The organism is Streptococcus sp. M334 (assembly GCF_000187745.1).
Lineage (GTDB): Bacteria > Bacillota > Bacilli > Lactobacillales > Streptococcaceae > Streptococcus.
Window position 1 is genome coordinate 776848 of sequence record NZ_GL732486.1, and the last position, 16563, is coordinate 793410.

Genomic DNA, 16563 nt, shown 5'->3' on the forward strand with positions numbered 1-16563 from the left:
TGCTTCGCAATCTTTATCCGCCGACTAAAAAGGTCCCCCGGACTATAATGATGATTACTTCGTAATCCTCATCCACGGACTAAAACAATCCACTGGATTGTTTTAGCCACCTAGGTATGCTTTTCTGACTTCTTCTGATGAGGCGAGTTCTTTTCCTGTTCCTGATAGAACGATTTTTCCTGTTTCCAGTACATAGCCTCGGTCAGAGATTGCGAGTGCCTTATTAGCGTTCTGTTCAATCAAGAGGACGGTTGTTCCTTGTTTCTGAATATCTTGAATGATATCAAAAATCTCTTGGATAAAGATTGGTGCAAGTCCCATTGATGGTTCATCTAAAAGGAGAAGTTTTGGTGTTGACATAAGAGCGCGTCCCATGGCAAGCATTTGTTGTTCTCCTCCTGAAAGAGTGGCTGCATCCTGGTTCTTCCGTTCTTCAAGACGTGGGAAACGTGAGAAAACCTTCTTCAAGTTAGCTTGATTTTCTTCACGGTTTTTCTTTAAGAAAGCTCCCATTTCTAAATTTTCCATAACAGTCAAGCCAGGGAAGACGTGGCGTCCTTCTGGAACTTGTGAAAGACCACCTGCCACGATTTTCTGAGCCGGCATTTTTTGGATTTCTTGACCTAAAAATTCAATCTTTCCAGAACTTGGTCTAACCAAACCAGACAAGGTACGGAGAATGGTTGTCTTACCTGCACCATTAGCACCGATAAGGGAAACAACTTCTCCTTCATTCACTTCAAAGCTTACATCACGGACTGCTTGGATCATGCCGTAATGCACAGAAAGATTATCAACTTTTAACATAGACATTAGGCTTCACCTCCTAGATAAGCTTCGATAACGCGTTTATTGGTCTTAATTTCGTCTGGAGTTCCTTGTGCAATCAAACGGCCATACTCAAGTACGTAGATACGTTCTGTTACTTCCATGACCAAATTCATATCGTGTTCAATCAGCATGATCGTAATCTTAAATTCATCTTTGATACGACGAATTAACTCAGTCAATTCCGCTGTTTCCTGTGGGTTCATACCTGCTGCTGGTTCATCTAAAAAGAGAATTTTAGGTTCCGTAGCGAGGGCACGAACAATTTCCAAACGACGTTGCTGTCCGTAGGCAAGGTTTTTAGCAAGCGTCTCTGCATCACCATCTAAATCAAAGATTTTCAGCAATTCCAAAGCTTTAGCCTTTAATTCTTTTTCACTCTTGTAAAAAGCTGGCAAGCGTAAGAAACTAGCAAAAACATGTTGTTTGTGATGGTTACCAAAAGCAATCAAAACATTGTCCAAAACTGTTAAATCTTTAAAGAGACGAATATTTTGGAAAGTACGTCCAAGTCCCAAAGAAGCAATCTTATAAGGTGCCTTTCCATTCAAAAGGTGACCATCAAGGGTAACTGTTCCCTCACTTGGTTCATAAACACCCGTCAAAAGGTTGAAAAGGGTGGTTTTTCCAGCTCCATTTGGACCGATTAGTCCAACCAGTTCCCCTTCGTTCAATTCAAGAGTCACATCTCCAACAGCTGTTAGACCGCCAAAATGTTTGGTTAACTGTTTTACTTCAAGTAATGCCATTAGTTTTGTTCCTCCTTCTTAGATTTTTTAAAGAAACGTGATAGGCTCAATTCCCATGTTCCAAGGAGTCCACCTGGTCTGAAAATCATGACCAATACCAAGGCCAAAGCGTAAATAATCATACGCACACTAGCAACATCTTGGAGAAGCATATTCAAAATTCCCAGAACAATAGCTGAAACAATGGCACCTGTAATGGAACCAAGTCCACCAAATACAACAATGATCAAAACGTTGATTGAGTTGATAAAGGTGTAATCTTTCGGTACGACAGATCCAATAAATCCTGCCTGAAGTGACCCTGCAATACTTGCAGTAATAGCACCAAAGACAAAGGCGATGATTTTAATTTTAGTCGTATTAACCCCAACTGACTCAGCAGCGATTTCATCCTCACGAACAGAGAGGGTTGAACGACCAATCGGGCTACGCAAGAAGTTCAAGGTTGCAATGGTTGTAATAACGACAAAGAAGTATACCATTTGCCAAGTTGTAAAGTTAGGAATTCCCAAGATACCTGCCGCACCATTTGTAAGGCTTCCGCCATTGATGATAAAGATACGGATAATTTCAGATACACCGAGAGTCGCCACCGCAAGGTAATCCCCCTTCAAGCGTAAGGTTGGAATTCCGACAAGCAAGGCAACTGCCCCTGAAAGCAAAGCACCTACCAGCATAGCTCCAAAGAAGGCACCGTAGGTTGGTGATTTAGAACCAATAATAGCTGCTGCATAGGCACCAATCGCCATGAAACCAGCATGCCCAAGTGAAAATTGGCCTGAAAAACCAACGATTAAGTTGAGACCAACAGCCAGAATAATATTAATTCCAATTTGTTGTAAAATCTGTACATAGAATAGATTGAGTACTCCGACTGAAACCAGTACACTAATCAAGCCATAGCCAGCTAACAAAAGGAGTAACCATAGAATATTAACTTTTAAATTTTCTTTCATCGCTTACACCTTCTCTTTCACATTTTTACCAAGGATACCAGCTGGGCGGACAATCAAGATCAACAACAAAATTCCATAAACAATGGCATCACGGAAGTCTGACATTCCAAAGGCTGTCGCAAAGGTTTCTAATAGACCGATTACAAAACCACCGAGAGCTGCACCAGGAATGATTCCGATACCACCAAGTACCGCGGCAACGAAAGACTTAAGACCTGGAGTAACCCCCATCAAAGGCTCAAGAGAGTTATAATAAAGTGCAATCAGAACACCAGCTGCACCCGCAAGAGCTGAACCCAAAGCAAAGGTAAAGCTGATAGTTCGGTTTACATTGATCCCCATCAATTGCGCCGCATCGCTATCTACGGATACTGCACGCATGGCTTTCCCCATCTTAGTCTTTTGAACAATGACTTGTAACAAAATCATCAAAATCAAGGAAATGGCCAAAATCATTAACTGCACATTTGTTAGGCTAATTGGTCCCAAATCATAGCGAACTGTTTGAATTGCTTGAGGGAAGGCACGGGTATTGGCACCAACCAGATAGACCATGCCATACTCCAATAGGAAAGAAACCCCAATAGCTGTAATCAAAACAGCAATACGAGTAGAGTGGCGCAAAGGTCGATAAGCAAGGAACTCAATCACGACACCAAGAATGGCTGTCGCTAGCATCGCTACAATAAGCGCTACAAAGAAATTCATTTGGAAAGAATTAATCAAGAAATAACCGATAAAGGCTCCCATCATATAAATATCACCGTGGGCGAAGTTGATGAGCTTGATAATTCCGTAAACCATGGTATATCCTAGGGCTAACAACGCGTATACACTACCTAGAATCAAACCATTTACTAGTTGTTGGAGCATAAGATTCACTCTTTCTATTTATAATTTTGAGGGTTTTCCCTCATTTTTTGATAGGTTCTTAAACATCGAAACAGGGAGTGAGTCCGAGGCTCATTCCCTATTTCAACATTTTTCTATTATGGTTTTACAACTTCTGCTGCTTCAACCTTACCATTGTTCATGGTCATCATGTAAGCAGTTTTAACTGTGTTGTGGTCCGCATCGAAGCTTGTTTGACCAGTTACACCTTCAAAGTCTTTTGTTTTAGCAAGATTATTCTTGATTTCACCTGAGTTTTTAGCACCTTTTGCTGCGTTTGCTACAAGATGAACTGAATCATAAGCCAAGGCTGCAAATGTTGAAGGCTCTTCATTGTACTTAGCACGGTAAGCGTCAAGGAAGGCTTTAGCTTTAGCTGAAACTTCTACAGTAGTTGAGAAGCCTGAGATAAAGTAGATATTTGATGCTTTTTCAGGAGTTGCTTGTTGCACAAACTCTTCACCGTTGAATCCATCACCACCAACGATTGGCTTGTCAATTCCCATACCACGCGCTTGGTTTACAATTTTACCAGCTTCAGTGTAGTAACCAGGAACAATGATAGCATCAAAGTCTTTCCCTTTCATTTTTGTAAGGGCTGCTTGGAAGTCTGTGTCGCCTGCTACGAAAGTTTCATCTGCAACGATTTCACCTTTGTAAGCTTCACGGAAAGCTTTGGCAATACCTTTAGCGTAGTCGCTGGCATTGTCAGTGTAAAGAACAACTTTCTTAGCTTGCAATTTGTCAGAAACATAGTTTGCGATAATTTTTCCTTGGAAGCTATCTTGGAATGTTCCGATAAAGAGGTAATCTTGACCTTTAGTCAATCCATCTTGAGTCGCACTTGGCGAAATCAATGGAACACCTGCTTTTGTAGCGTTAGCTACCGCAGCTGCAGTTGCACCAGATGTAGCAGGTCCTACGATTGCTGATACTTTAGATTGAGTTACAAGGTTAGTTGTTACTGAAGCAGCTTCTGCTGTTTCAGACTTGTTATCTTTATCGACTACTTCGATTTGTTTTCCATCGATACCACCTGCGGCATTGATTTCATCAACGGCAAGTTGAGCACCTTTTTGTTCAGATGTTCCGTAGGCTGCTACGGCACCAGTTTCTTCAAAGTTAAATCCGATTTTGATTGTCTTTTCATCTACTGAGTTACCAGCAGCGTTTGACGCTCCAGACTTCACTTCTCCACAGGCTGCAAGAAGTGCTACACTTGCAAGCGCCACAAACGATAGGGCAAATTTTTTCTTCATCTTTTTTATCTCCTTATTTCTTAAATAAATAGCATGTTAAGAATATACCGAATTATCAGAAAATTGTCAACACTTTTCTTGAACTTTTTCGATGATAACGTTTTCCTCTCGATAAAGATTGCCCACAAAGGGTGTTTCCAGCTCTTGAATATGACAAGCTCTAACTTTTTTTATAAACTTTTCCTTGCTCAAGCGCCCGACTAATTGCTCCACTTCTTGAGTTGGAACATAAAGTTGCAAGTAACGATGCTTCTTGGAATGATAGGTAATATCTCCATAATCCTGCAGTTTTTTTGCATCACGATTATAGTAAAGATAGATAATCAAGCCAGATCGATTGACTTTTTCAAACATGGTAAATCCTCTTTCTAAGAAATCTCTCCCTATTATACCAAAAAAAGCAAACCCAGTCGAGTTTGCTTTCTATCATCATTAGTTCAATGAATTGTTGGCCATGATTTCATCAATAAAGCCATATTCAAGTGTTTCTTGGGCACTCATCCAGTTATCGCGTTCTGCATCTGCATGGACTTTTTCGATTGACTGACCTGAATTTTCAGCCAAGATTTTTTCCAAGGTATTACGAGTTTTAAGCAAGTGTTCTGCAGCGATCGCCATATCGGTTTGTTGAGTACCACCACCTGTACCACCCATTGGTTGGTGGATCATGTACTCAGCATTTGGAAGCATGAAACGTTTGCCTTTTGCTCCACTTGATGCGATGACCGTCCCCATGGATGCAGCCATTCCCATAACGATGGTTTGGACATCTGCCTTGATAAAATTCATAGTATCAACGATTGCCAAACCAGCTGAAACTGAACCACCAGGTGTGTTTACATAAAGGTAAATATCTTTTGTACTATCTTGGGCATCCAAGAAAAGCAACTGGGCAATAACAGAGTTAGCCATATTGTCTTCAACTGGACCTGTCAGCATAATGATGCGGTCTTTGAGAAGACGTGAGTAAATATCGTAGGAACGTTCTCCTCGGCTTGTTTGTTCAATAACTACAGGAATCATTTATTTCTCCTTTTGAGTTTTAATTTTGTTTGTCAAATGACTGAAGATAAGACTATTATAATATCTAGGTCAAAAAAGGTCAAATTTTTGCTCTGTTTTCATTAGACAGAAACAAAAATTCAACCTCCTTTCGTGATTGGAACTTATTTTCCAAGTCAATCTTCTTTTCGATCTTATTTCGTACCGAACAAGCGGTCCCCAGCATCTCCAAGACCTGGAACGATATAACCGTGTTCGTTCAAGCGTTCATCCAAGGCTGCTGTAAAGATTTCTACATCTGGATGAGCTTCTTGAAGGGCTTTTACACCTTCTGGAGCAGATACAAGGCAGACAAATTTGATATTTGATGCGCCACGTTTTTTAAGAGAATCAACAGCCAAGATTGCTGAGCCACCTGTTGCCAACATCGGGTCTACCACAAAAATTTGACGTTGGTCAATATCTTCAGGCAATTTCACCAAGTACTCAACTGGTTGAAGTGTTTCTTCATCACGGTACATACCGATGTGACCAACCTTAGCAGCTGGAACCAAGCTCAAGAGACCATCAACCATCCCGATACCTGCACGCAAGATTGGAACGATGGCCAATTTCTTACCTGCCAATTGTTTTTGAACTGTTTTTGTAATTGGTGTTTCGATTTCCACATCTTCTAGTGGAAGATCACGAAGTACTTCATACCCCATCAACATTGCAATCTCATCTACTAGCTCACGGAAAGCTTTTGTAGAAGTATCTGTACGACGCAAGATTGACAATTTGTGTTGAATCAGTGGATGATTAATGACTTCAATTTTTCCCATTTTTGGAGTTCCTTCTTTCAATTTATTCTTCTTATTATACCAAAAAACGGTTTAAAAATCTTTCTAAACCATTTATTTTTGATAATTTTTACATTAAATCTGCTTCTTTAAGAGCTACCTGTACGGTCTCAAGTGGTAAATGGGTCAATTCTGTCCCTTTTTCTTGATAAAGGTATTGGGCATAGTCGTCCATTCGGTACTGGTTGATATAAACCACGCGCTTGCAACCAACCTGCAATAATTGTTTGGTACAGTTGAGACAAGGAAAATGCGTTACATAGGCTGTAAATCCTTTTGGAACACCACGCTCTGCACCTTGAAGGATAGCATTGACCTCAGCGTGAAGGGTGCGAACACAGTGGCCTTCGATGACCAGACATTCGTGATCAATACAATGCTCGGTTCCTGACACCGAACCATTGTAACCAGTGGAAATAACCTTATTATCTTTTACCAGAATCGCGCCCACTTTGGCACGTTTACAAGTGGAACGATTGGCAATTAGTAAGGCTTGGGCTGCAAAATACTCATCCCATGCTAGTCTTTTTTCAGTCATATCTCTTCTCCTTTTTCTCTATTTTTTAAAAAATGGTAACCGTAAATCCGCTATCTTTTCAGCAGGTACCTTCATGCCATCCTTGATCCATTTTAAAAGGACTGAGACGATGGCTGAACTCCAGAAGGAATGAAGATAAGAGCTGACACCTTTTGATTTCCCATGGTATTTTTCTAGAAATTCCTGCATAGCTTGGACAAAGATTTTTTCCAGGTGGTAATCTAAAGCCAGTTGAATCACTCTGGCTTCTTTTCTGGCTTCTCGGAAAAGGTGAACCCATACCAGATAAAGGTCTGTCTTTAGATCGTAATGATGTAATTGTTCCATAATATTGTGGACAGTTCGTTTAAAGACTCTTTCTAAAATCTCCTCTTTAGAATCATAATTGCGATAAAAGGCTGCACGCGAAACGCCTGCACGTTTGACTAATTCAGAAATACTAATCTTGGTCAAGTCCTTTTTTTCCAAGAGTTGCAAGAGAGCTGTTTCGATCGCTTCTCTAGTTAATAAATTGGATTCTTGGTTTGATTTTCTGAGATTTTCAAGAGATTTTTCAGAGATTCTACGTTCAGACATAACATTTTCTTTCTACTTGTCACAACAGATGGATGAGGCTTTTGTTTCAAGGGCTTTCATGATATAATTGTAAAAAAAGACAGAACCTTTGTCAATGTATAAATGGCAAAGATGGAGAATTTCTATGACTTGGAAGATTATCGCTGACTCTGGTTGTGATTATCGTCAGCTGGAGACACCAGCTATTGATACAACCTTTGTAAGTGTCCCCTTAACCATTCAAGTAGCTGATCAGGTCTTTGTTGATGATGCCAGTCTTGACATTGACCAAATGATGGAAACCATGTATGCAACTGCAGAAGCTTCAAAATCAGCTTGTCCAAGCCCAGATGACTATTTGCGAGCATTTGAAGGAGCCAAAAACATTTTCCTAGTAACCATCACAGGTACTCTTTCTGGTAGTCACAATAGTGCTCAACTGGCTAAGAATATTTATCTGGAAGACCATCCTGACACTAAGATTCATGTGATTGATAGTTTGTCTGCTGGTGGTGAGGTTGATTTAATCGTAGAAAAATTAAATGACTTGATTGACCAGGGCTTATCTTTTGAAGAAGTAGTTAAAGCTATCACTGCCTATCAAGAAAAAACCAAGTTGCTCTTTGTCCTAGCCAAAGTCGATAACTTGGTGAAAAACGGCCGTTTGAGCAAACTTATCGGTACGGTCGTTGGCCTTCTAAATATCCGTATGGTTGGGGAAGCTAGTGAAACTGGAACCCTTGAATTGCTACAAAAAGCACGAGGACCAAAGAAATCAGTTCAGGCAGCCTATGAAGAGTTGATAAAAGCTGGATATGCTGGTGGCCGTATTGTCATGGCTCAACGCAATAACGAGAAATGTTGCCAACAGCTTTCAGAGCGAATCCGTGAAAATTTCCCACAGGCGGATATTAAAATTCTCCCAACATCTGGTCTCTGCAGTTTTTATGCAGAAGATGGTGGTTTGCTGATGGGATATGAAATTGATTAATTGCATTCTTGACAAGAGGTGACTTCATCTCTTGTTTTTTTGTGGTACAATAGAGCTATGAAACATTTTGATACTATTGTCATCGGTGGAGGTCCTGCTGGCATGATGGCTACAATTTCCAGTAGCTTTTATGGGCAGAAAACCCTCCTCATCGAAAAAAATCGGAAACTTGGAAAAAAATTAGCCGGGACTGGTGGGGGACGTTGCAATGTGACCAACAATGGTAGCTTGGACGACCTGCTAGCTGGCATCCCTGGAAACGGACGCTTTCTTTACAGTGTCTTCTCCCAATTTGATAACCATGATATCATCAACTTTTTTACGGAAAATGGTGTTAAACTAAAGGTTGAAGACCACGGCCGTGTCTTTCCTGCTAGTGACAAGTCTCGTACCATTATCGAAGCTTTAGAAAAGAAAATCACTGAGCTAGGTGGTCAAGTTGCTACTCAAACAGAGATCGTTTCGGTTAAAAAGGTGGATGACCAATTTGTCCTTAAATCAACTAATCAAACCTTCACTTGCGATAAACTCATTGTCACAACTGGTGGTAAATCCTATCCTTCTACTGGTTCGACTGGTTTTGGTCATGAGATTGCCCGTCATTTTAAACATACCATTACCGAACTTGAGGCTGCTGAAAGTCCATTATTGACGGATTTTCCACATAAGGCCTTACAGGGGATTTCTCTGGACGATGTAACCCTAAGCTATAGTAAGCATGTCATTACTCACGATCTGCTCTTTACCCACTTTGGTTTGTCTGGCCCTGCTGCCCTACGTATGTCTAGTTTTGTCAAGGGTGGTGAAATCCTTTCACTGGATGTCTTGCCTCATCTTTCTGAAAATGATTTGACTACATTTCTAGAAGAAAATCGGGAAAAATCCTTGAAAAATGCCTTAAAAACTTTGCTTCCAGAACGCTTAGCAGAATTTCTTGTGCAAGGCTATCCTGACAAAGTCAAACAACTAACTGAAAAGGAACGCGAACAACTTCTCCAGTCTATCAAGGCTCTCAAAATCTCTGTGACTGGCAAAATGTCCCTTGCCAAGTCCTTTGTCACCAAAGGAGGCGTCAGTCTTAAAGAAATAAATCCTAAAACTCTGGAAAGTAAACTGGTCACTGGCCTCCACTTTGCAGGCGAGGTCATGGATATTAACGCCCACACAGGTGGCTTTAACATCACTTCTGCCCTCTGTACCGGCTGGGTGGCAGGATCAAATCCAATCTAAATCTAAATCTAAATTATTCAATGGCTAAATCAGCCCCAAAAGAAAGGAACTGCTTTGGAACATATTATCTTGTTAAGGGGAGTTACTCCTAATGGAAAAAATGCTATCCCGAAAATGTCTTATTTGGTAGATATTTTAACAGAAGCTGGTTTTCAACACGTTCGAACTTATATTCAAAGTGGAAATATTATTCTTGAAAGTAACTTAGCTCTCGAAGAAATACGAGAACAGGTTCATACTCTAATAAAGGAAAAGATTGGAGCCGATCTCAAAATAATCATTAAGAATAAGGATATTTTTAAAAACATTGTCCAAGAAAACCCGTTTGGAGAACACTATCTTTATGACCGTATACACGTGATTTTTTATCAAGAATCTATTCAAAATCTCCCCTTAGAAAAATTGAAAATTGATTACGGTGAAGAAGAAATTTGTATCGGTAACCATTGTCTTTACCTCTATCTCCCTAGAACTGCAAAACAAAAGAAACTCCATACCAACTATCTTGAAAAGCTTTTCAATGTAGATTTGACCATGCGAAAACTAAATGTAGTAGAAAAATTATTAAGCAAGTAGTGCTTGAATTTAGCAAAAATCGGAAGAATACTCCTCCGATTTTATTTTTTCTGAGTTTGGACATAGTAGGCAATCACATCTGATGTGTACTGGGATGTTCCAATTCCAAATTTGTCAATGTTTTCCTTAAACTCTGGGTTATAGACGTAGCCTTTTCCAATATGGCCGAAGACTTCAATAGAGCAGTCAAATCCATAAGTACGGATGGCTTGCAAGAGTTTGCCTGCTTCTTCTTGATTTTCAGACGCTGTTGTCGGTAGACCAGCTTGAAGATTTTGTGCCAATGCTTGAAATACTTGATTGAAGGCAGCCGTAGCTTCGTTTTCGTGACCTTTTTGGCGCTCGAGCGCTTGATCCATGACTTCTTGTCCATATTGTTCTACCGCCTCTTGGTGGTATTTTTGATGATCTTGATAGTTAAATCCTGCGAATTTCTCTTGAATACTCATTTCTCTTTCTCCTTTATGTTCTTGAATGGTTTTTTGCAAGGTGGAAATCAAGCTATCCAGACGTTGCCTTTCTCGAGTCAAATAGTCCAACTGCCTGGTCAAATGAGGTAATAAATCTGATCTATCTTCCTTTAATAGCTCTGCTATTTTTTCTAAAGAAAAGCCTAGATATTTGTAGTAAAGAATGACCTGAAGGCGTTCCAAATCCTCTTGACTGTAGGTTCGATATCCGTTTTTCGACTTTAAGGGGACCAAGATTCCTATCTTGTCGTAGTGGTGTAGGGTCTTGACAGATACGCCCGAAAGCTGGGCAGCTTCTTTTATATGGTACATGATTTCCTCCTTACATATATAGTATAACCCCTCCCCTTAGGTCAGAGTCAAGCTTTTTTGTAAGATTTTTAAACTTTTTGAGAAAGATGTAAAGCTTGAAAATGGTTTTCTTGACAGACCTTAGAAAACATGATAGGATAGTCAAGTCTATCAATCAAAAGAAAAGCTCATTTTTAGTACTTATGAGGCTATTTGCCAAGGGCAGTAGCTTTTTCTTTTGTAACACTAATTTTAGGAGTTTAACTATGTCTGAAAAATCGCAATGGGGTTCTAAACTGGGCTTTATCCTAGCATCTGCTGGTTCAGCCATCGGACTTGGTGCTGTTTGGAAATTCCCCTATATGACTGCTGCTAACGGTGGAGGAGGCTTTTTACTGGTCTTTCTCGTTTCTACCATTTTAATCGGTTTCCCTCTTTTGCTAGCTGAATTTGCCCTCGGCCGAAGCGCTGGTGTCTCTGGGATTAAAACATTTGGAAAACTTGGTAAGAATAATAAGTACAACTTCATCGGTTGGATTGGTGCCTTTGCCCTCTTTATCCTCTTATCGTTTTACAGTGTTATCGGAGGATGGATTTTAGTCTATCTAGGCATTGAGTTTGGAAAATTGTTCCAACTTAGTGGAACAGGTGATTATGCTCAGTTATTTACTTCAATCATTTCAAATCCAGCCATTGCCCTAGGAGCTCAAGCAGCCTTTATCCTGTTGAATATCTTTATTGTATCACGTGGTGTTCAAAAAGGAATTGAAAGAGCATCTAAGGTTATGATGCCTCTGCTCTTTATCATCTTTGTCGTCATCATCGGGCGTTCTCTCAGTTTGCCAAATGCCATGGAAGGCGTTCTCTACTTCCTCAAACCAGATTTTTCAAAACTGACTAGTGCTGGTCTCCTCTATGCTCTGGGACAATCTTTCTTTGCCCTCTCACTAGGGGTTACAGCCATGCTGACCTATGCTTCTTACTTGGATAAGAAAACCAATCTGGTCCAGTCAGGAATTTCTATTGTAGCCATGAATATCTCGGTATCCATCATGGCAGGTCTAGCCATTTTCCCAGCCATGTCAGCCTTCAATATCCAGTCTGAAGGGGGACCAAGCCTTCTCTTTATCGTCTTGCCTCAACTCTTTGACAAGATGCCTTTTGGAACTATTTTCTACATCCTCTTCCTCTTGCTCTTCCTCTTTGCGACGGTCACTTCTTCCGTCGTTATGCTGGAAATCAATGTGGGCAATATCACCAACCAGGACAACAGCAAGCGTGCTAAGTGGAGTGTTATTTTAGGAATTTTGACCTTTGTCTTTGGAATCCCTTCAGCCCTTTCTTACGGTGTTATGGCAGATGTTCACATTTTTGGGAAGACCTTCTTTGACGCTATGGACTTCTTGGTTTCCAATCTCCTCATGCCATTTGGAGCTCTCTGCCTTTCACTCTTTACAGGCTACATCTTTAAAAAGGCTCTTGCAATGGAGGAACTCCATCTCGATGAAAGAGCATGGAAACAGGGACTGTTCCAAGTCTGGCTCTTCCTTCTTCGTTTCATCATTCCAATCATCATCATTGTAGTCTTTATCGCCCAATTTATGTAATCAAAAAGGACTTGAGTAATGAACTCAGGCCCTTTCTTTTTTATGGATGGCTAACAATCAATTCCAAACCTTGCCCTTCCAAGATCCACGCTTCAACATCACTTGGTAGGATAAAGTGGTTGCCTTTTTGGATTGGATAGTTTTTTCCGTCAACAGTCAGTTGACCTTGACCAGCTAAGACACTCAACAAGCTGTAGTCAGCTGTCTTTTCGAAGTCAACTTTTCCAGTGATTTCCCACTTGTAAACTGCAAAGAAATCATTGGATACAAGGAGAGTGGAACGCAAATCATCTGCTTTGACAGTTACAGGACGGCTATTTGCTGGCTCACCAATGTTTAATACATCAATAGATTTTTCAAGGTGAAGTTCACGCAAGTTACCATTATCATCCTTACGGTCAAAGTCATAGACACGGTAGGTGGTGTCGCTAGACTGTTGGGTTTCAAGAATTAAGATGCCCGCACCAATAGCATGCATAGTCCCGCTTGGTACGTAGAAGAAATCTCCAGATTTAACTGGTACTTTTGTTAATAGACCATCCCAGTCTTTCGCTTCGATTTGCTGGCGGAGTTCTTCTTTTGACTTGGAATTGTGACCATAGATAATTTCTGAACCTTCATCCGCAGCGATGATGTACCAGCATTCTGTTTTTCCGAGTTCGCCTTCATGCTCTAGTCCATAAGCATCATCTGGGTGAACTTGGACGCTGAGCCAGTCATTGGCATCGAGAATCTTGGTCAAAAGTGGAAATACGGGTTCTGGACGATTGCCAAACAACTCACGGTGTTCTGCATACAAAGTAGCAAGGTCTGTTCCCTCGTAGCGACCATTTGCGACCTTTGAAACACCATTTGGGTGAGCTGAAATGGCCCAGTATTCCCCGATTTTTTCACTTGGGATGTCGTAGCCAAACTCATCATGTAACTTGGTACCACCCCAGATTTTTTCTTGCATAACTGATTGTAAAAATAATGGTTCTGACATGTCGATCTCCTGTCTGATTTTTCTCCCCTCATTATAGCAAAAAAAGAGTTCGAATTGAACTCTTTTTAACATCTTATAAAGTAGGGAGAAGATTTTATAAAAATAGTAACGATATACTTTTTTCTTTGATAGAGACGAACATAAAAAACTCTCGTAAAGCTAGCTGTAACTGGACTTTTTCCCTCAACTCTCATTCAAAAATTACTTTAATGAAGCATCTATTTTCATAAACGAACAAAACTGAAACCAGTCTTCTTTTTAAATCAAAGCTGTAATAGCCGTCACAAGGCCAAAAACGATACCTGGAGCATTGGCAGCAGCAAGGGGAATATCTCTTTCTTTCTTGAAAAGACCGTAGTAAACCCAGAGACTACAGTTGATGGCAGCAACCAAGGGCTGGATGAAATTTCCTTTTTGACCAGCCAGATTGTTCATAATTTGTGGGAAGTAAGACACATACATCATAACGGACATGAAGGTCGTTACCCAACCCAAAACGTTCATTTGTTTTTCGGACATTTTCAAAACATCTTTTATTCTTTTATGCTTTTTATTTTATAATATGATGCAAAAACAAGTAAGAGTTTGAGAGTTTTGCTATAAAAATGTAAACTATTACAATCTTGTGATAAGAAAGAAGAGTGAAGTTAGGAAAAGTATATATAATCAGAAAAACGCATATTGTTATATATTGAAAAATCTTGATACTGGGTGTTTTAATGCTGAAATATTTACTTTATTTTCTGATAAAACTAACTTTTAAGCCAGAATCAATATTTTCCTAAATCTACAACTTGTTGATATCTACTTTCATCATCAATATGATGGGCAATTTCTAACATCATAACAGGAAGAGAAAATAGTAGTTCATGTACCATGAAGGCGTTTTCTTTGTCTAGGGTTGCGGTCACTTCATCAGCCAATAACAGATTTTTTCTACGAAGAAGAAAACGTGCCAATTCAATCCTTACTCTTTGTCCCCCAGAAATATTCTCCCCATTATTTTTGATAATAAAATCCAACCCACCCGTCAATTCAAAATCTAGTTTGACTTGTTTCAAAACAGCAAGCAACTCTTCCTCAGAAAATTCTTGTCCTAATGTCAAATTATAACGCACTGTATCGTTAAAGAGAAATGGGTGTTGGCTAATAATTCCTATACTGGATACAAAACTTGATGTACATTCATTAACAGTTGTCACACCGATAATTTCTCCCTCATCTGCTATTTCTTCTCCAGTAATGAGTCGAAACAAGGTTGACTTACCACAACCACTCGGTCCTTTGATTAAAACTTTCTGACCTGCTTGAACATCCAAATTTAGATGAGTAAAAAGTTGTCTGTCACCATAGGATTTACTTATATTTTTAATGTGCAGAGCATTCAATTCTTGCGCATCTTTTTTATCTATCTGTTTTACATCTCCAATTTCTAATACTCCAAAAATCTTATCTGCTGTCGTTTTTGCCCCTTGTATATCTACAGCATCATACATAATAGTCTGAATAGGGCTCACTAGCTGACCTGCTGCGATGTACATGGCAACAAGACTTGCCACTGACACTTTCTGCCCAGCCATAGCAAAGTAAAAACCTAAAACAAGTGGTAAAACTTGGCTTAAAAAGACCATGAAACCGTTACAAAAGAAAATTATATTATGGGTAAAACAAAATTTTTGAATGGCTAGTTGATAATTTCGATTAATCTTCCAAAATCTGTTCTGATTTTCAGAAATTGCTTGGTTCATGAGTAGAGTATGTGCTCCTCGGATACTATCAGATACTTGATTATGCACTTCTACTCTGCCTTGAGCCATATCATCACCAGTATGTTTGAGTCTTTTATTCATCAAGAATTGAGGAATAGGGCGTAAAATAGTGAAAAAGACAAAAATACTACCTAGTAACAAATTTTGCGAAATAATATAAATCGCTGTTAGTAATGCTACAAAGCTCCAGCAAATGATATTGACGTATTTTTCTAAGTAATTATCCCCCAAATACTCCATATCTTGTGTGAGCATGGTGATTTTTTCATCTTCGCTAAAATCTTTTTTTATAATCAGCTTATCAAATAAATCTGCCCTCATATTCATTTGAATTTCACGTCGAAAAACATTATGTGTATGATTACAAAAGAGCATTAAGCTATACAAGACGAAGTATACTGTAAAGCCAAAAATAGCAAACTGTATGATTTTAGAATAAGTCAGTTCTCCTTGATTTAAAGACAAGGCTTGTGATACGACTAAGGGTTGAGCAAGAGCCAAACCTCCATTTGCCAGTGCACCGATGATAGTATAAAACTTCGTTTTCTTATCTAGATAGTGAAATATTTTATTCATAATGCCCTCCTAGAAAAATAGAGAGACTAGCCACCCTCTCCATTTTTATATAAACTTAACAAATATTACAATTATTGCTTACAACTTCAGGTTTTTTACAACCTTTTTGATTTTCTTGATAGACATTTTTGCTTCCCCCTCTCTAGTCCACATCTAAAATATCTTCATAGCAACCAAAAATAGCATAAACTGCTAGATTTTTACGAATTTTCTCTTGCATATTCTTACAAATCACAGAAGAGCTTAATTTCGTAATATGCTTGGTCATTGGACAAAAGCCTAATTTACAAATCAAAACAAAGGGACATGTTTTACAGTCTTCTCTAACAAACAGAAAGCATCCTTTCATATGAATCTCATTTTATACTGTTATGTTTTTATTATAAGATTTTAGAAAAACGCTGTCAATTGTTTATATGCAATTGCTTTATATTAAAAAGACCGGATT

General features: G+C 39.4%; 18 protein-coding genes. 4 read left to right on the forward strand and 14 right to left on the reverse strand.

Annotation, left to right across the window (positions count from 1 at the left end; genetic code table 11):
- Window positions 1–102 precede the first annotated feature (102 nt).
- The 10 genes from HMPREF0851_RS08240 to HMPREF0851_RS08285 form a co-directional block, all read right to left on the reverse strand.
- Entirely contained in the window at window positions 103–813 is a 711-nt protein-coding gene (locus HMPREF0851_RS08240; RefSeq protein ID WP_000062200.1) for an ABC transporter ATP-binding protein, read from the reverse strand.
- Window positions 813–1577, reverse strand: a complete 765-nt coding sequence (locus HMPREF0851_RS08245; protein WP_001185995.1) for an ABC transporter ATP-binding protein — start codon at window positions 1575–1577, stop codon at window positions 813–815. The genes HMPREF0851_RS08240 and HMPREF0851_RS08245 overlap by 1 nt, the downstream gene beginning before the upstream one ends.
- Window positions 1577–2533, reverse strand: a complete 957-nt coding sequence (locus tag HMPREF0851_RS08250; protein WP_000662290.1) for a branched-chain amino acid ABC transporter permease — start codon at window positions 2531–2533, stop codon at window positions 1577–1579. Before HMPREF0851_RS08250 ends, HMPREF0851_RS08245 begins: the two co-directional genes overlap by 1 nt.
- A 3-nt stretch (window positions 2534–2536) precedes the next feature.
- Entirely contained in the window at window positions 2537–3406 is an 870-nt protein-coding gene (locus HMPREF0851_RS08255; RefSeq protein ID WP_000941421.1) for a branched-chain amino acid ABC transporter permease, read from the reverse strand.
- 116 nt (window positions 3407–3522) lie between these two features.
- Window positions 3523–4683, reverse strand: a complete 1161-nt coding sequence (locus HMPREF0851_RS08260) for an ABC transporter substrate-binding protein (protein ID WP_000726112.1) — start codon at window positions 4681–4683, stop codon at window positions 3523–3525.
- Between the two features lie 66 nt (window positions 4684–4749).
- The gene (locus tag HMPREF0851_RS08265) at window positions 4750–5037 is read right to left on the reverse strand and encodes a YlbG family protein (RefSeq protein ID WP_000462123.1); all 288 of its coding nucleotides are present in this window, start codon (window positions 5035–5037) and stop codon (window positions 4750–4752) included.
- A 78-nt stretch (window positions 5038–5115) separates the two neighbouring features.
- A complete protein-coding gene (gene clpP / locus HMPREF0851_RS08270) occupies window positions 5116–5706 on the reverse strand; it encodes an ATP-dependent Clp protease proteolytic subunit ClpP (protein ID WP_000613475.1) in 591 nt (196 codons plus the stop codon).
- A gap of 173 nt (window positions 5707–5879) precedes the next feature.
- Window positions 5880–6509: a uracil phosphoribosyltransferase gene (gene upp / locus HMPREF0851_RS08275; protein WP_000515974.1), complete on the reverse strand. Its 630-nt coding sequence runs from the start codon at window positions 6507–6509 to the stop codon at window positions 5880–5882.
- Window positions 6510–6597: 88 nt separating this feature from the next.
- Window positions 6598–7065, reverse strand: coding sequence for a deoxycytidylate deaminase (locus HMPREF0851_RS08280; protein ID WP_000136977.1), 468 nt, complete (start codon window positions 7063–7065; stop codon window positions 6598–6600).
- A gap of 18 nt (window positions 7066–7083) precedes the next feature.
- Entirely contained in the window at window positions 7084–7641 is a 558-nt protein-coding gene (locus HMPREF0851_RS08285) for a TetR/AcrR family transcriptional regulator (protein ID WP_000004129.1), read from the reverse strand.
- A 124-nt stretch (window positions 7642–7765) separates the two neighbouring features.
- Here HMPREF0851_RS08285 and HMPREF0851_RS08290 point away from each other — a divergent pair, with 124 nt between their 5' ends.
- The 3 genes from HMPREF0851_RS08290 to HMPREF0851_RS08300 are packed head-to-tail and all read left to right on the forward strand — an operon-like array spanning window position 7766 to window position 10417.
- Complete coding sequence (locus HMPREF0851_RS08290; RefSeq protein WP_000219925.1) at window positions 7766–8611, forward strand: DegV family protein; 846 nt, start codon at window positions 7766–7768, stop codon at window positions 8609–8611.
- Between the two features lie 57 nt (window positions 8612–8668).
- Window positions 8669–9841: an NAD(P)/FAD-dependent oxidoreductase gene (locus HMPREF0851_RS08295; protein ID WP_025169855.1), complete on the forward strand. Its 1173-nt coding sequence runs from the start codon at window positions 8669–8671 to the stop codon at window positions 9839–9841.
- Between the two features lie 54 nt (window positions 9842–9895).
- Window positions 9896–10417 (forward strand): DUF1697 domain-containing protein, encoded by a 522-nt coding sequence (locus HMPREF0851_RS08300; RefSeq protein ID WP_009014243.1) that lies wholly within the window; start codon window positions 9896–9898, stop codon window positions 10415–10417.
- Between the two features lie 41 nt (window positions 10418–10458).
- On the opposite strand, the gene HMPREF0851_RS08305 is transcribed toward HMPREF0851_RS08300, so the two are convergent.
- The gene (locus HMPREF0851_RS08305; protein WP_000274761.1) at window positions 10459–11199 is read right to left on the reverse strand and encodes a MerR family transcriptional regulator; all 741 of its coding nucleotides are present in this window, start codon (window positions 11197–11199) and stop codon (window positions 10459–10461) included.
- Window positions 11200–11300: 101 nt separating this feature from the next.
- On the opposite strand from HMPREF0851_RS08305, the gene HMPREF0851_RS08310 reads away from it, so the two are divergent.
- Window positions 11301–12785 (forward strand): sodium-dependent transporter, encoded by a 1485-nt coding sequence (locus tag HMPREF0851_RS08310; RefSeq protein WP_009014244.1) that lies wholly within the window; start codon window positions 11301–11303, stop codon window positions 12783–12785.
- Window positions 12786–12825: 40 nt separating this feature from the next.
- On the opposite strand, the gene manA is transcribed toward HMPREF0851_RS08310, so the two are convergent.
- The 3 genes from manA to HMPREF0851_RS08325 all read right to left on the reverse strand — a co-directional run bounded on the left by manA (window position 12826) and on the right by HMPREF0851_RS08325 (window position 16115).
- Complete coding sequence (manA, locus tag HMPREF0851_RS08315; protein ID WP_001294289.1) at window positions 12826–13770, reverse strand: mannose-6-phosphate isomerase, class I; 945 nt, start codon at window positions 13768–13770, stop codon at window positions 12826–12828.
- Between the two features lie 258 nt (window positions 13771–14028).
- Entirely contained in the window at window positions 14029–14289 is a 261-nt protein-coding gene (locus tag HMPREF0851_RS08320; RefSeq protein WP_001291477.1) for a SemiSWEET family transporter, read from the reverse strand.
- Window positions 14290–14540: 251 nt separating this feature from the next.
- Complete coding sequence (locus HMPREF0851_RS08325) at window positions 14541–16115, reverse strand: ATP-binding cassette domain-containing protein (RefSeq protein WP_001033166.1); 1575 nt, start codon at window positions 16113–16115, stop codon at window positions 14541–14543.
- Window positions 16116–16563: the final 448 nt, after the last annotated feature.

What these genes read in the sequence shown, in the direction of transcription:
- HMPREF0851_RS08240 (WP_000062200.1), bottom strand. Translation starts at nt 813, where the DNA reads ATGTCTATGTTAAAAGTTGATAATCTTTCTGTGCATTACGGCATGATC.
- HMPREF0851_RS08245 (WP_001185995.1), bottom strand. Translation starts at nt 1,577, where the DNA reads ATGGCATTACTTGAAGTAAAACAGTTAACCAAACATTTTGGCGGTCTA.
- HMPREF0851_RS08250 (WP_000662290.1), bottom strand. Translation starts at nt 2,533, where the DNA reads ATGAAAGAAAATTTAAAAGTTAATATTCTATGGTTACTCCTTTTGTTA.
- HMPREF0851_RS08255 (WP_000941421.1), bottom strand. Translation starts at nt 3,406, where the DNA reads ATGCTCCAACAACTAGTAAATGGTTTGATTCTAGGTAGTGTATACGCG.
- HMPREF0851_RS08260 (WP_000726112.1), bottom strand. Translation starts at nt 4,683, where the DNA reads ATGAAGAAAAAATTTGCCCTATCGTTTGTGGCGCTTGCAAGTGTAGCA.
- HMPREF0851_RS08265 (WP_000462123.1), bottom strand. Translation starts at nt 5,037, where the DNA reads ATGTTTGAAAAAGTCAATCGATCTGGCTTGATTATCTATCTTTACTAT.
- clpP (WP_000613475.1), bottom strand. Translation starts at nt 5,706, where the DNA reads ATGATTCCTGTAGTTATTGAACAAACAAGCCGAGGAGAACGTTCCTAC.
- upp (WP_000515974.1), bottom strand. Translation starts at nt 6,509, where the DNA reads ATGGGAAAAATTGAAGTCATTAATCATCCACTGATTCAACACAAATTG.
- HMPREF0851_RS08280 (WP_000136977.1), bottom strand. Translation starts at nt 7,065, where the DNA reads ATGACTGAAAAAAGACTAGCATGGGATGAGTATTTTGCAGCCCAAGCC.
- HMPREF0851_RS08285 (WP_000004129.1), bottom strand. Translation starts at nt 7,641, where the DNA reads ATGTCTGAACGTAGAATCTCTGAAAAATCTCTTGAAAATCTCAGAAAA.
- HMPREF0851_RS08290 (WP_000219925.1), top strand. Translation starts at nt 7,766, where the DNA reads ATGACTTGGAAGATTATCGCTGACTCTGGTTGTGATTATCGTCAGCTG.
- HMPREF0851_RS08295 (WP_025169855.1), top strand. Translation starts at nt 8,669, where the DNA reads ATGAAACATTTTGATACTATTGTCATCGGTGGAGGTCCTGCTGGCATG.
- HMPREF0851_RS08305 (WP_000274761.1), bottom strand. Translation starts at nt 11,199, where the DNA reads ATGTACCATATAAAAGAAGCTGCCCAGCTTTCGGGCGTATCTGTCAAG.
- HMPREF0851_RS08310 (WP_009014244.1), top strand. Translation starts at nt 11,301, where the DNA reads ATGGTTTTCTTGACAGACCTTAGAAAACATGATAGGATAGTCAAGTCT.
- manA (WP_001294289.1), bottom strand. Translation starts at nt 13,770, where the DNA reads ATGTCAGAACCATTATTTTTACAATCAGTTATGCAAGAAAAAATCTGG.
- HMPREF0851_RS08320 (WP_001291477.1), bottom strand. Translation starts at nt 14,289, where the DNA reads ATGTCCGAAAAACAAATGAACGTTTTGGGTTGGGTAACGACCTTCATG.
- HMPREF0851_RS08325 (WP_001033166.1), bottom strand. Translation starts at nt 16,115, where the DNA reads ATGAATAAAATATTTCACTATCTAGATAAGAAAACGAAGTTTTATACT.